The organism is Mucilaginibacter sp. NFX135 (assembly GCF_048565145.1).
Classification (GTDB): domain Bacteria; phylum Bacteroidota; class Bacteroidia; order Sphingobacteriales; family Sphingobacteriaceae; genus Mucilaginibacter.
Genome location: NZ_CP183412.1, coordinates 4,203,198 through 4,218,457, shown reverse-complemented (window position 1 = coordinate 4,218,457; position 15,260 = coordinate 4,203,198). Strand labels below are relative to the sequence as shown.

9 protein-coding genes are annotated in these 15,260 nt (G+C 42.4%); 7 read left to right on the top strand and 2 right to left on the bottom strand.

Going from position 1 to position 15,260, the window contains the following annotated elements:
- Positions 1 to 126: 126 nt before the first annotated feature.
- Positions 127 to 1,272 (bottom strand): FecR family protein, encoded by a 1,146-nt coding sequence (locus tag ACNURT_RS17470; protein ID WP_419698803.1) that lies wholly within the window; start codon positions 1,270 to 1,272, stop codon positions 127 to 129.
- A 154-nt stretch (positions 1,273 to 1,426) separates the two neighbouring features.
- On the opposite strand from ACNURT_RS17470, the gene ACNURT_RS17465 reads away from it, so the two are divergent.
- From ACNURT_RS17465 to treY, 7 genes are all read left to right on the top strand, one after another.
- Positions 1,427 to 2,020: an RNA polymerase sigma factor gene (locus ACNURT_RS17465; RefSeq protein ID WP_419698802.1), complete on the top strand. Its 594-nt coding sequence runs from the start codon at positions 1,427 to 1,429 to the stop codon at positions 2,018 to 2,020.
- A 91-nt stretch (positions 2,021 to 2,111) separates the two neighbouring features.
- Positions 2,112 to 2,309 carry a hypothetical protein gene (locus ACNURT_RS17460; protein WP_419698801.1) on the top strand — a complete coding sequence of 66 codons (198 nt, stop codon included), beginning with the start codon at positions 2,112 to 2,114 and terminating at the stop codon, positions 2,307 to 2,309.
- Between the two features lie 264 nt (positions 2,310 to 2,573).
- On the top strand, positions 2,574 to 4,775 hold the full coding sequence (locus ACNURT_RS17455) for a hypothetical protein (protein ID WP_419698800.1): 2,202 nt from the start codon (positions 2,574 to 2,576) through the stop codon (positions 4,773 to 4,775).
- Positions 4,776 to 4,958: 183 nt separating this feature from the next.
- Positions 4,959 to 6,032, top strand: coding sequence for an ATP-binding protein (locus ACNURT_RS17450; RefSeq protein WP_419698799.1), 1,074 nt, complete (start codon positions 4,959 to 4,961; stop codon positions 6,030 to 6,032).
- Between the two features lie 489 nt (positions 6,033 to 6,521).
- On the top strand, positions 6,522 to 8,651 hold the full coding sequence (gene glgX, locus ACNURT_RS17445) for a glycogen debranching protein GlgX (protein WP_419698798.1): 2,130 nt from the start codon (positions 6,522 to 6,524) through the stop codon (positions 8,649 to 8,651).
- Positions 8,629 to 10,476, top strand: a complete 1,848-nt coding sequence (gene treZ, locus ACNURT_RS17440) for a malto-oligosyltrehalose trehalohydrolase (protein WP_419698797.1) — start codon at positions 8,629 to 8,631, stop codon at positions 10,474 to 10,476. The genes glgX and treZ overlap by 23 nt, the downstream gene beginning before the upstream one ends.
- The gene (treY, locus tag ACNURT_RS17435; RefSeq protein ID WP_419698796.1) at positions 10,469 to 14,614 is read left to right on the top strand and encodes a malto-oligosyltrehalose synthase; all 4,146 of its coding nucleotides are present in this window, start codon (positions 10,469 to 10,471) and stop codon (positions 14,612 to 14,614) included. Before treZ ends, treY begins: the two co-directional genes overlap by 8 nt.
- Before the next feature lie 409 nt (positions 14,615 to 15,023).
- Here the strand turns inward: treY and ACNURT_RS17430 are convergent, their stop codons facing one another.
- Positions 15,024 to 15,248 carry a hypothetical protein gene (locus ACNURT_RS17430; protein ID WP_370995101.1) on the bottom strand — a complete coding sequence of 75 codons (225 nt, stop codon included), beginning with the start codon at positions 15,246 to 15,248 and terminating at the stop codon, positions 15,024 to 15,026.
- Positions 15,249 to 15,260 lie beyond the last annotated feature (12 nt).

The window sequence follows — 15,260 nt, the reverse complement described above, 5'->3', positions numbered from 1 at the left end:
AAAATTGGTTGTATTAGCAATTGGTAGTTACCTTTTTAGCTGCTGAATAAGCAGAAATATTAACCGGGGGCGCTGCAATCGCTCCTGGTTTTTACGGTAACTTATTATATGGTAATATAAGTAAGCTTATGGCATTACGGTGATCCTCCTTCCTTCCATTTTAAAATGAACTGTGCCTGTTAATTCTAATGATTTTAATACATCTGCTGCGCTGTCAAAGCGCGAAACGGTACCTCCAAAATCCTTTTCGTCTATCTTTCCCTCATAAACAACCTCCACATTATACCAGCGCGAAATCTTCCGCATAATACCCTGTATGTTTTCGTTGTTAAACATAAAATATCCATTTTTCCAGGCAACGGCTTCCTCCGTATTAACACGGTGCACGTCAAATGTTTGTTGCTGTCCCAGTGAGGCCTGTTGTCCGGGTTTTAAGTATGCTTCGTGATTGGCGGTAACCAGTTTTACCGATCCTTCTAAAAGCGTGGTATTTATAGCTTCTTCATCCTTATAGGCGTTTACATTAAAATGGGTACCTAAAACTTCGATACCCATGTTATTTACGGCAATTTTAAAAGGCTTATTTTTATTTTTTGCAACTTCAAAATAAGCTTCGCCTGTTAGTTCTACTTTTCTTTCGCTGCCCGTGAAAATAGCAGGAAATTTTAAGGAAGATGCTGCATTGAGCCACACTTTTGTCCCGTCAGATAAAACCACCTGGTACTGTCCGCCACGAGGTGTTGTTATAGTATTATATAGTGTTACCGCTTTTTTTGCATCAGCATCTTTTGCATTGTAAACTAACTTCCCATCGGATAGTTTACCAACTGATGCACCTCCCTGTTTGGAGAGAAGCCCTTTTTTAGAGTCGTTAAGATCGATATTTGAGCCGTCAGAAAGTGTTAATGTTGCCTTGTTAAAACCAGGAACTACCGGGCTCTTATTGGTTAATGATGGGTTTTTAGTGATTTTGTCTGGTGATGGTTGAACCTGATGGTAGATTATTAAGCTAAATGTGAAAACAACAATTGCAGCCGCTGCGGCAAACCAACGAATTTTACTCAAAGTTTTTTTTTCGGCAGACGAAATCCGGTTATTTAGTTTATTTAATATTTCATCCTCAATTTGTTGTTTATTTCCCATTTCGGTACTCCATGGTAAATCCTTTAGTTGAAAACTATCCCGATGGGTTTCCAGCAACTCAATTTCTTCCGGCGTACACTTACCCGAGGTGAATTTCTCATACAGGTTGATAAAATCTTGCGGGGTCATAGGAAAATATAATGGTTGTTTAGGAGTAGAGACTTTTTTAACGGTGCACACACATAAATAAAAATATTTTTTTATTTATGTGTAAGTGATGGATTAATTGTTAGATTAACATTTTATTATAAATAAAATTCCCTAATTTTATTTAACCAATTATATGCTTTTAAACAAATACTCCGATTCTGAATTGTGGGAGGCAATAACTCTTGGCGATTCAAAGGCATTTCAAATGCTTTTTGAACGTTATTGGGCTGTTATATACGGCACGGCTTTCTCATATTTAAAAGATAAGGAAGCTTGTTCAGAAATTGTTCAGGATATATTTTTAAATATCTGGCAGAAAAGAAATGAATTTGAAATCTCAAGTTTTAAAAACTATCTCACCAGTGCGGCAAGGTATCATGTTTATAAGCAATTAAAAGCAAAAAGATCATCGGCTATTTTATATATAGAAGATTATGATCATGTTACAACCCCGCATCAGGGTATTAATCACGGTGATGAAAATATTACCTACCTGGAGCTGGAACACTCTGTTGAAACATCACTGTATAATTTACCTAAACGTTGCCGGGAAATTTTCATATTGAGCCGGATGGATAACCTGACTAATGATGAGATAGCCCAACAACTCGGGATATCAAAACGCACGGTAGAAAATCAAATAACACAGGCATTGAAATTTCTTAGATCATTCTTAAAGCATACAGCCATGATAATGCCTTTAATTACCAAATTCCTGTTTTTTTAGCTGTACACTCTTGCTTGAACCACCACTGTCAGTATTAGATCAGCTTCACTGAAATCACCAGTCGCAGGTAAAGTGTTTTAGCGGACCGCTGATGACTGGCAAGGCACTCACCGTAGCGATCGCCAATTCCTGCCGGGTTGTGACAAAAGCATCAGCCGATATCAAAAACCGGTCACCGGTACGAAACAGCGCTACCTGGCCTGGCACAAATATCGCTTGCCATTCGGGTAAAAATGGAACACTGCCATCAGTAGGAGGGACAGCGCCGTGTTTTGGGATAACTACGTAATTTAAAGGGGGAAACCACGAAGACCGCGCGCATTATACGCATTCTGAAGATCCGGCAATCTCCGGCACAAAATTGGTGTTGTGTGGTAAACAGCTTATGAAAAAATATGAAATCCAAATAGAAGATAAGGATCACCAGCTGACGATTACGATTGAGCACGCTTATGAAGCGCTAAAAACAGCTATCCTCGCTTCCAAATAACAACAGCTTTATTCCCATCGGGTATTTACAATGAATTATGGAAACATTAAAAACTACTGAACTATGACTACCGGAACATCTTTATGGGCAACAAGTGCCATCAAACAATTATCGGATTCCGCCGATGAACCGTTGCACCGGCATTCGGCCGGCGGCTTACCCTTCGAGGTAAAAGTATTGGGCGATTCCCTTTGGGTTACCGGTAGTTTTGATGGCCGCAACTATATGGCATTTAGGGCTGCTTACTCGCCGGATGGTTTCAACAAAATTGAGGTTGATAATAATGAAACTAACGCTATCTCTATTAACCTGGTGTCGGCAATTGGCGATTACAAGGTCAGCATTAACTGGCCGCAACAAGAGCAACCAATTCTGCACTTTACTACTTCTTTAAATTTAGCCTGCAACTCCTTTATTCCTTTTTGGCCAAGAGATATTATCGCTTACGGAAAAAATGAGCCTGCCGGTGAAATTCACATCGCGCAAACCGGCACGCGTTCAGGGCTGCTTTATAGTTCTTTTAAAGAACCGGCAGCCGGGTGTTTCCTTTACCTGCAAAACCTGACCGCGCTGAGTGCTTACAATATGGATACGGAAACATCAGCGGGCGGCATTGTCGGGGGCCAATGGCCGGAAATGGGATTGAGTTTACCGCCAACAAAAGATAAACCTTTGCAAAAAGGAAAAACCTATGTAGTCTCCGATGTCTTTGTCGCTTTTAGCAAGCAGAGCCCCACTGATCAGTTTGAAATAGCCAAAGGGTTCCTTGAAGCGTTGACCAATCTGTATCTGCTGTTACCCCGCCCTGAAACGGCTTACCAGGATTATCTGGGTGTCCTGCCTAAGGCGCTGTATGACCTGCAAACCAATAAAGGCTGCTGGTCACATCGCAGTGGCCATCCCTATCTAAATGCTTATCTGTGTGATTACCAAACTCCGCCGGAAATAATGGTACAACTGGCTGTGCTGTTGCCTCTACAGGATTATATGCGCTGGAGCGGCGAAACTTGTACCATAGCGCAGGAAATCTCGGACGGTCTTTCGGCTTTTTATGATGAGCAATTAGGCACCGTAATGCGCTGGCTGCCAGCTGAAGAACATCGGCTGGATAAGTCCGAAGAACAAAAGACGCCTAAAGTGATGGATGCATGGTACCTGCATCACCCTTTGCTTAATTTGGCCAGGATGGCTCAAGCCGGCGATGACCTGGCTAAGCAGCTTTTGCTTAAATCTGTAGATTATGCCATCAAGGTTGCACAGCATTTTAACTACTGCTGGCCGGTATTCTATCAAATGGATACCCTGGAAGTTTTAAAAGCTGAAACCAAGCCGGGCGAGGGGGGTGAAAAAGATGTGGCTGGTCTATATGCGCATGTTATGCTCCAGGTTTGGGAGATCACCAAAGAACAGAAGTATTTTAAGGAGGCTGAAAAAGCAGCGCAAAGCTTGCCGCAGCATGGTTTTAATGTGTTTTATCAGGCCAACAACACTATGTTTTCTGCCAAGGCAATGATCTTGTTATATAAGGAAACCAAAAAAGAGCTGTACCGTGACCTCAGCTATCTGTTCCTGGCTAACATATTTAAAAACGTGGCTTTATGGGAATGTACTTATGGATTTGGGAAAAATTTCCCAACGTTTTTTGAACTTTTCCCACTGAATGATGCCCCATATACCGCCGTGTACGAAGAACAGGAAGCCTATGCCGGCGTGCATGAATTTCTGAACTACGCCCAGGGCGTTGAGCTGTTGCCTGCAGTAAATTTGTTGATCGCCGAATTTGCACGGTATGCTGTACACCGAATGATTTATTATTACCCGCCTATGCTGCCACAGGAAATGCTCGCAAAAGAAGCTAAAACGGGCGAATTGGATCCGAAACTGTGGGTTGCCCTGGAAGATATTCATGACGGCTGGGAACAATCCGGCGGTGTAGGCCAAGAAGTATATGGTGCCGGCCTGGCTTTCGGTATTGTGCCGCGCCAATATATCCGAATACCCGGTCACGATTTTATGGTCTTTGTAGATTATCCGGTATTAAACCAGAAACTTAGTGGTAAAAGCCTGCACTTTGACATCAAAGGAGATGAGCGCCTTACCTGTAGCCTGCGGATCATAAAACAAGGAAAGAAACGATTGCCGACTATCAAAATTAAAGCTGGTAATACCGCCGATCAGAAACACCTTAATGATATCAAGCAGTTGAAAGAAGGTATTGAATATAAGTTGTATGGGAATCAGCAGGTGTCCATCAGTTGGGAGTAAGCGGCGCGATTAATTAAAAATGGTTTATATGAATTTGTAAATCGAAAAAAACACGCTTTATTAATTTCGAATGCATTCCGGATTAATGATTTTGCTGATCCAGCGTTAGTTAAGATAATCGATAGTAAAAACATATTAAATCAATTTCATTCTGAGAATGTTATAGGGAGAGATGTTTTTATCATGCCAAACATAGACACTGACATTTTTCGGCAAATCGGCCAAATATCCGATGATGTGTATTTTATTTATGACGGAGGTCATCAACGATTTCTGTATATCAGCGTGGCATTTTCAACAATATGGGGTTTACCGTCTGAGCAGGTAATTGCAGACCCATCCTTACTTGTTGAAACCATTCATCCGGACGACAGGGCTTATGTAATCAGTCTATATGAAAGCCTCTTTAAATCAAACGGTCAGCGAAAATTCGAGTTTAGAATATTGCGCCACGATAAACAAGAGAGATCTATCTATTTAACCACATATACACTTCATCAAAAAAGCAAGAAGTTCCTTATAGCCGGAATCGCACAGGATGAAAGTACTTTGAAGAATAACATTGACTATGCCGAAAAGATAAATGCCAGAAAGAATTCTACGTTAGTGATCCTGGCTCATGATCTTAAAGGCCCAACGGGAATTATAAATATGCTGGCATCGTCTCTTAAAAAAAATGTTGATGATAAAACTGCCCAAACTCTGCAGACAATCCAGGACCTATGCGTACGAAACACAAACCTTATTAACAGCCTTCTAAACCAGGAGTTTCTTGAGTCACCAGAAGTTAAACTAAGAAAGGAACGAATTGATCTTATCTGGGCCATTAATGATATTATTGAGCTTTACAAGAAGTCGGCAGACGTATTATCGAGAAAGTTTATTCTGAAGAGTCCGCACAAAAACCTGTATCTGCAGGTGGACGGGCTAAAGCTCATGCAAGCTATTAATAACCTGATATCAAATGCTATCAAATTTACTAAGGATAATGGAACGATAGAAATTACTGTCAAATCTCAGCATTCTTCAGTGTTGATCGCTGTGAGGGACGACGGAATAGGTATTCCCAATGATCTTCATCCGTACCTGTTTGATAAATTTACAAGAGCCCGTAGAAACGGCCTGCGTGGTGAAGAAACTACCGGCCTTGGGATGGCGACTATAAAAGCCCTGGTAGAACTTCATAATGGAAAGATATGGTTCGAAAGTGAGGAGGGTAAGGGATCAATCTTTTACATGGAACTTCCGCTCAATTAATAGCTCTGGTACAAATAATGTTGGGGTTCAAAAACAGGGTCAAATGGCTTAAGGTTGGAATTTCAATCGGTTTCGAGGTCAAGCGGTTTATACCGGGAACCATCATAGCCAAACGGCTCCTTTCTGGAATTTTCCGGATTAAATAACCAGAAAGATCACGACAAAGAAGTAGCGATGCCTACTGCACCTTTTTGCAGGGTAAGCGCCGTTTTCTAACTGCGGCGATATGTTTGTAATGATTACTCTTTGTTTGCCGTTTTGAACCACATAAATTTTGTTTTTAGCTGACCCTACGATAACATCAGTTAGCAGTGCTTGTCATGTAAACAACCTAATCCACAGCAAAAGTTTTTAATGGTTAATCATATAGTAATATTTTTAATTATAAATATAAAATTTAAGTTTATTAAAAACCTTTTGGAAATATTTTAATTAATATAAAGCCGGTAAGTATCCTGCCAGGCCATTAAATAGTATTAATTAATTTCCATGAATTCAAAATTGTTACCGGGAAAGCCATATCCCTTAGGCGCAACATTTGACGGGAAAGGTGTAAACTTTGCCCTATATTCCGAAAACGCTACAGCTGTAGATCTTTGCCTTTTTGATACCGAGAAAGAAGAAATAGAATCAACGAAGATCCGTCTGACCGAAAGGACCGATTTTATCTGGCATATCTATGTCAAAGACCTTAAGCCGGGACAACTATACGGCTATAGAGTTAGCGGCCCTTATGAGCCTGGAAATGGCCATCGCTTTAACTATAATAAGCTTCTGTCAGACCCCTATGCAAAGGCGATCGCAGGTTCAATTCAATGGGATGATGCTTTGTTTGGTTATGAAGTGGGCAGCGAAGATGAAGATTTAAGTTTCAGTGAAAAAGACAGTGCGCCTTTCGTTCCTAAATCCGTTGTCATTGATCAGCATTTTGATTGGGAAGGTGACGAATCGCCTTCTCTGCAATATTACAACACGGTGATTTATGAAACCCATGTTAAAGGATTTACTTATTTGAATCCGGAAATTCCTGAAAATATCCGCGGAACTTATGCTGGTATTGCCCATCCAAATACGATTAAGTATTTGAAAGACCTCGGTATATCAGCTATAGAACTGATGCCGGTTCATCATTTCGTTTCAGATCGGTCGCTTAAAGAAAAAGGTTTAAGCAATTATTGGGGTTACAACACACTCTGCTTTTTTGCACCAGACGCCCGGTATTCATCCAGGGGAGTCCGTGGGCAACAGGTGAATGAGTTCAAGGAAATGGTTAAGCAATTGCACAAGGCAGGAATCCAGGTGATTCTTGACGTTGTATACAATCATACCGCCGAAGGTAACCATCTGGGGCCAACGCTTTCATTCAAAGGGATCGACAATGCTTCTTATTACCGGCTAACCGATGACAAACGGTATTACAATGATTATACAGGTACGGGTAATACGCTTAATGCCAATTTACCCAATGTACTTCGGCTTATGATGGATAGTTTGCGGTATTGGATCACCGAAATGCATGTTGACGGTTTTCGTTTTGATCTGGCCTCTACGCTTGCCCGCGAATTGCATGAAGTAAACCGGCTTAGCGCTTTCTTTGACGTCATTCATCAGGACCCGATTATTTCTCAGGTGAAGCTGATCGCCGAACCCTGGGATGTGGGGGAAGGCGGTTACCAGGTGGGTAAGTTTCCGCCGGGTTGGGCAGAATGGAATGGAAAATACAGGGATTGTATCCGTGATTACTGGAACGGATCTGAAAATATCATCTCAGAATTTGCCGACCGCGTTACCGGGAGTGCGGATCTTTATCAGGACTATCGCCGCCCCACCGCCAGTATTAACTTTGTTACCGCCCACGATGGCTTTACGCTTCATGATCTTGTTTCGTACAATGAAAAGCATAACGAAGCCAACGGCGAAGATAACAATGATGGAGAAAGCCATAACCGCTCATGGAACTGCGGAATTGAAGGCCCAACCGATGATGAGGCTATCAATGCATTACGATCAAGGCAAAAAAGGAATTTTTTGGCAACTTTATTTTTGTCACAGGGCGTACCGATGCTGGTTTCTGGAGATGAGATCGGCCGAACACAAGGAGGTAATAATAACGCATATTGCCAGGACAATGAGATTTCGTGGCTCAATTGGGAAAATGCTGACCACGATTTGCTGGAATTCACCCGCAAGCTCATTCATTTGAGGAATGACCATTCTGTATTCTCCCGCAAAAACTGGTTTAAAGGCGTACCCGCAAAGGATACAAAAATTGAAGATATCGCCTGGTTCCTGCCAGACGGTACTCAAATGGAAGAACACCATTGGCATGACGGATCTGCAAAGTCTGTTGCCATATATCTCAGCGGTGAGGGCATCCGTAGTGTAGATTCGGAAGGTAACCCGGTTATAGACGATGATTTTTACCTCATCTTTAATGCGCATCACGAAGGTTTGGATTATAAGATTCCTAATAAGAAATACGGTTTGCTCTGGAAAGTTGTGATGGATACCAGTAAAACGGAAGATCCCGGGTTAAAGGAATTCAAGCCGGGGGATACGATTCACGTTGAAGGCAGGTCTGTTATGCTTATTCAAAATGAAAACAAACGTCATGGATGAACTGATGATAGATAGACGAGGCATTGGTGTGAATTTTAACCTAAATGGAAAAGCCCAAATATTGGTTTGGGCGCCCAAGGCCAAAAATGTGCTGATTCGTATATGGGAAAACGAAAATTTAACACTGGAAAAACAAGATCATGGTTACTGGCAATTGATTACGGACTGTTTAAAGCCGGGAATGAACTATCAGATGGTGTTGGATGAAAATGTATTGCCCGATATCACGGCATTATGGCAGCCAGAGGTTCATGGAGCTTCAAAAGCTTTTGATTTGAATGAGTTTGTATGGAAGGATCAGTATTGGCAAAATATACCATTGGAAGAGTACATCATTTATGAATTGCACACCGGAACCTTTAGTGTGGAAGGTACCTTTGATGGCATTGCCGAAAAGCTGGATTATTTACAATCACTGGGCATAACCGCTATTGAATTAATGCCGGTGGCTCAATTTCCGGGGGAGCGGAACTGGGGTTATGACGGCGTTTTCCCCTTTGCCGTTCAGGAAAGTTATGGTGGCCCTTTTGATTTACAACGGCTTGTCAACTCTTGCCATGAAAAAGGATTGGCCGTGATATTAGATGTAGTCTACAATCATCTTGGACCGGAGGGGAATTATCTTGCTGAATACGGCCCTTTTTTTACCGAAAAATACAAAACACCCTGGGGCAATGCTGTGAATTTTGATGATGCCGGTTGTGATGGTGTCCGCCGGTTCTTTATTGAAAATGCTTTAATGTGGCTTCGCGATTTCCATATTGATGCACTGCGCATGGATGCAGTTCATGCAATTAAAGATTTCAGCACGAAACATATCCTGGCGGAGTTAAAAGAATACGTTGACCAATTAAGCCAGAATAGCGGCAAGAAATATTACCTGATTGTGGAGTGTGATCTCAATGATCCGCGTTTTGTTAACCCGCCAGATAAAGGAGGCTATGGCATGAATGCTCAGTGGACCGATGAGTTCCACCATGCCCTGAGAGTAACTGCCGGAGGTGAAAAAGAAGGCTATTACAGCGATTTTAATGGGATTAGCGATCTGGCCGAGGTTTTCAATCATGCGTATGTTTATCATGGTCAATATTCTGCACAGCGGGATAAATCATTTGGTGCTGACCCTACTTACAACCCGGGGGAGCAATTTGTAGTGTTTTCTCAAAACCATGATCAGGTAGGCAATCGGATGCTGGGTGAGCGTTCAAGCCAGCTGTTTAGTTTTGAAATGCAAAAACTAATGGCGGCAACAGTTTTCGTCAGCCCGTTTTTACCTATGCTTTTTATGGGCGAAGAGTATAGTGAGCCCAATCCATTTCTTTATTTTGTTAGCCATACTGATCCCGAACTGATTGAACTTGTAAGACAGGGACGAAAGCAGGAATTTGCGGCTTTCCAAACGAAAGGTGAAGCGCCGGATCCGCAGGCCGAGAAAACTTTTAGGGACTCGAAATTAAGCTGGCACGTGCTTTCACAGCCGCTGCATCAATGTATGCTGAACTACTATAAGGCGTTGATCACTTTGCGAAAAAGCCATCCCGCATTGCGTACCACTAACCGCGATGGATGCCGGGTTGAGGCCGATCAAGAATCGCGGGTGTTATCAGTGTCGCGTTCGCAAGCAGGCAGTTCTGTCCTCTGTTTACTTAATTTCTCAGAGGAGGTACAAGAGGCCCCTCTGCACCAATATCATAACAGTCAAATCATCTTTAATTCGGCTGACCGGCAATGGAACGGACCAATTGATGGGCGAGATATCAAAATTGACCGCCCAATAATCAAATTGCCACCAGCAAGCATTTTAATATTTGAACAATATGTTTAATCCCATTTCTACTTACCGCCTGCAATTTCATAAGGGATTTACCTTTAAAGATTTTAAAAATATTTTGCCTTATCTCCATAACCTCGGGGTAAAAACAATTTATGCATCCCCTGTTTTCGAAGCAACGCCAGGCAGTAATCATGGTTATGATGTGGTTAATCCACATCGAATTAATCCCGAAATTGGAACCTTAACGGAATTGGAAGAAATCAGTTCTGTTTTAAAAACGCTGGGGATAAGCTGGCTACAGGATATTGTGCCTAATCACATGGCTTTCCATCCAAATAATAGTTGGCTGATGGATGTTTTAGAAAACGGCCGGGATTCACAGTATGCGGATTTTTTTGATATCCTATGGGGTGTTGCAGAATTTAAGGGTAAGCTGATGGTGCCTTTCCTAGGCAGCCCCTTACCAGATTTAATCAAAACCGGTGATATCAGACTCACTTGGAATGAAAAGGGGTTATTTCTGCAATATGCAGAACAGTTATACCCGGTCAACCGACATACCTATCTCCGTTTAATTCAATTAAACGGGAATGCAATACCGACGGAAATTAAACGTATTGCCGCAAAAAAGACCACCTTAGGCTCTATTAAAAACAACCTGCTTGCGGCAAAGGATAGGGAAGCCGTCAGGCTATATTTGAACTCGGCGCTTGAATTAATTAACAAAGATCCGGGCTTACTGCAAAAGGTTACAGATGAACAATACTACCGGCTTTGTTTTTGGCAAGAAAGTGATAAAGCCATTAATTACCGGCGTTTTTTTACGGTAAACAGCCTCATCTGCCTGAACATACAAAAGGAAGAGGTATTTCATGAATATCATAAATTCATAAAGCAACTCCTGGATAAAGGGATATTCCAGGGGCTAAGGGTAGATCATATTGACGGCCTATATGATCCTGCCGGTTACCTTTTTCGCCTACGTGAGATGGTTGGCACAGAGACATACATTGTTGTAGAAAAGATACTGGAAAGCGGAGAGCAATTTCCGCAGGAATGGCCGGTACAAGGTAACACAGGTTATGATTTCCTGGCTATCGTCAATAATCTGTTAACATCGGCGGATAGCAAAAAGCAGTTCACAGATTTTTACCGGCAGCTTGTTGGGAACGCGCGACCGGTTGCAAAGTCCATCCTTGAAAAAAAGGCTGCAATTCTTTATCAACATATGAGTGGTGAGCTCGAAAATCTATATCAGCTTTTTATTGATCTTGATCTTGCCAAACAAAACAAACTTCGAAAGATTCCGGCGACTCATATGAAATCGGCGATTGCAGAATTTTTGATCAGATGCCCGGTTTATCGGTTCTATGGCAACCAGATGCCCTTGAGTAAACAGGAGTCGGCTAATGTTGTCAGCTTACTTGATGCGGTTAAAATGGCAAAGCCTGAACTGGAAGAGGCCGCTTTGTTATTAAGGAAAGTGTTAACCCGCCCTCACGCCAATGAACAGAAACGCGCCGCTGCCTTAAGGTTTTATCAACGTTGTATGCAGTTTACCGGGCCGCTTATGGCAAAAGGAGTGGAAGACACGTTAATGTATACCCATGAAAGGTTTATTGCGCACAATGAGGTAGGCGATTCGCCAGGAGAGTTTGGTTTAAGTATCAATAACTTTCATCAACTAATGATCGAACGCCAGGCAAAGTGGCCACTTTCATTAAACGCAACCTCCACCCATGACACTAAACGAGGGGAGGATGTGAGGGCTAAACTGAATGTACTGACCGATATGGCCGAAAAATGGTTTCAAACCGTAACAGAATGGCAGCGTGAGCATAAAAAGTTTAAACCAAACAACGCACCAGATGCTAATGATACTTATCTGATTTACCAAACGCTGGCAGGAGCTTTCGCCTTACCCGGACAGCCACAGGATAACTTTACGGAACGACTTGCAGATTACATAGCTAAGGCCTTGCGTGAAGGTAAAGTTAACAGCCAGTGGGCAGAACCCAATGAAGACTATGAACAGGCAACACTCGTCTTTACCGAAGGCATACTTAATGCAGGTGGACGCATTCAGAAAAGCCTCGACGCTTTGCAGGCTAAATTGGCCGACCATTTTGTTATAAACTCATTAGTGCAACTATTACTTAAAGTCACTTGTCCAGGCACTCCGGATATATATCAGGGATGCGAACTTTGGGACTTCAGCCTGGTTGACCCGGATAATCGCCGTCCAGTTGACTTTGAGATAAGGAAGCAGCAATTGGATGCGGCACGCAAGTATGAACTTAAAACCTTGTGGGCAAGTCGTTACACCGGATCAATAAAAATATGGCTCACCGATAAATTATTGCACGAACGCGCTCAATATGCAGATTTGTTTTCAGCCGGAATATATGTTCCCTTACAAGTTAGCGGAAAATACAAAGACAATGTCATCGCTTTCGGCAGGCGCCATCTGCGCAATTGGCTGGTCGTGATAGCGCCATTACATTTAGCTAAGCTGACAGACCAGCCTTTTGGTTTTAATTGGGAAGACACCCAGGTTGTATTGCCTGATGACACTCCTGTGCAATGGACGGCAGTATTGACGAACGAAAAAAGTATTTTCAATGGACATATTTCGGTAAGTGAAGCCTTACAATTATTTCCCGTATGTGTTTTAAGAGCTCAAGTACAGCAAAAAAGAAGCGCGGGCATCATTATGCATATCACCTCGTTGCCCTCGCGTTACGGTATAGGCGATATGGGGCCGTCTGCGCGGCAATTCTGTGATTTCCTGGCCGATGCGCAACAAAGTTACTGGCAAGTATTACCGGTTAATCCAACGGTAGAAGCGGCCGGTTACTCACCTTATAGTGCATCTTCAAGTATGGCTGGGAACACCTTATTAATAAGCCCTGATGATCTGATTGATGATGGTTTGCTTGATGCGGATGAAGTGTCCCGGTATTATTTGCCCGAAACAAACACAGTCAATTTTGAAGGTGCGCAAGCTGTTAAAACAAAGTTATTTGATATTGCATATCATCATTTTACTAAAAGTGCGTCGGCAGATGACCTGTTAGGTTTTGACCGTTTTAAAGCGAAAGAAAGTTTTTGGCTGGATGACTTCGCTTTATATGAAACATTGAAATTGCGTTATAAAGGTAAGCCATGGTACACTTGGGATGAAGCTTTCAAAAGGAGGGATAAACAGGCATTGGCCTCTTTCGGGAAAGCTAATCAGATTGAGATCGATTTTATAAAGTGGCTCCAATTCAAATTCTTCAGCCAATGGACGAAGCTCAAAATATATAGTAATCAACGGGGCGTTCGTTTTTTGGGTGATATGCCGTTCTATGTCAGTTATGATTCAGTTGATGTGTGGACGCATCCTGAAATTTTTAGCCTCGACAAAAATAAAAATATGGCCGGAATTGCTGGCGTACCTCCGGACTATTTTAATGCCAATGGCCAGCTGTGGGATATGCCTGTTTACCGTTGGGATAAACTGGAAAGCACTGGCTACAGTTGGTGGATAGACAGGATGAAAAAGAACCGTGAGTTTTTTGACCTGATCCGACTGGATCATTTTCGCGCATTTTATGATTACTGGGAAGTGCCCGTGGGTGAAAGCGTAGCCATAAATGGTAGTTGGAAACCTGGACCAGGTAGCGCCATTTTTGATGCCTTTAAGCAAAGTTTAGGTGGATTACCCTTTATTGCAGAAGATCTGGGTGATGTTAGTCAGGGGGTATACGAATTGCGTGACAAGATTGGCCTTGCCGGCATGAATTTGTTACATTATGCGTTTGGAGATGATATGCCCGTTTCTGTTCATATACCGCATAACCATGTAGTCAACAGCGTTACTTATACCGGAACCCACGACAATAATACCACCCTAGGCTGGTACAAGGAAAATACAACTCCAAAAGAGCGAAAGCGATTGGCAAGCTATCTTCGTACCCGCATTAATAAAGGGAATGTTAGCCGTTTACTTATGGAGCTGTGTTATTCTTCCGTTTCGGCTATCGCCATTATACCATTGCAGGATGTTTTAGGATTGGATGCAGATGCACGTATGAACATGCCCTCAACTAAACGTAACAACTGGGGCTGGCGATTGCTAAGCAGACAACTTAAGCCAGAAATAGCGGCAAGAATTAGGCGGTTGGTTAAATTGTATAATAGATAGGGTATGAAAATACATTGAATCAAGCATTCGGGGCTGATCCCAAAAAGGCGAAAGTCTGGCGACCAGCTGCGAGCCATTGCAGCTGGTCGTAAAATTTAATACCTGATCTTCGTTGCGCAATGTTACGATTATTACCGCCTATGATTAGCCACCAGATTATTCCGGGCGCCGTATAAGGCTATTGGACCTGTGATATAACTATGCAGCAGACGGAAAAGTGTGAGCGACTGTCGCAATTTGTAAAGATTTATATTGAAAGGATAATAATGAAGTAATTGGCATTATTCGGAGAAGCAGTGGCAGAGCAAGGGGAGGACACCTGATGAGTTCCTGCAATATCGGCCTGTGCTCGGAATGAACACAGGCCAATTATTATTACTGTAACATTGAAGTTTTCTGACCGCCTGATCTATGGTACAATTCCTTTATCTTTTTTTGCGCTGTCTTGCCTACCAGTGTCCGTAGACATGTTTGACGATGTGGAATCCGGTACGCCAGAAGCACCACCCCCGTTCTTTGCTCCCATACTCGTAGAAGTACTATCTTTTTCTGTTGATGAATTATGACCTTTACATGCTGCTAACGATAAAGTGAGCAATATAGCCACTGGTAATAAACGAATTGATTTTTTCATGATGTTTTATGT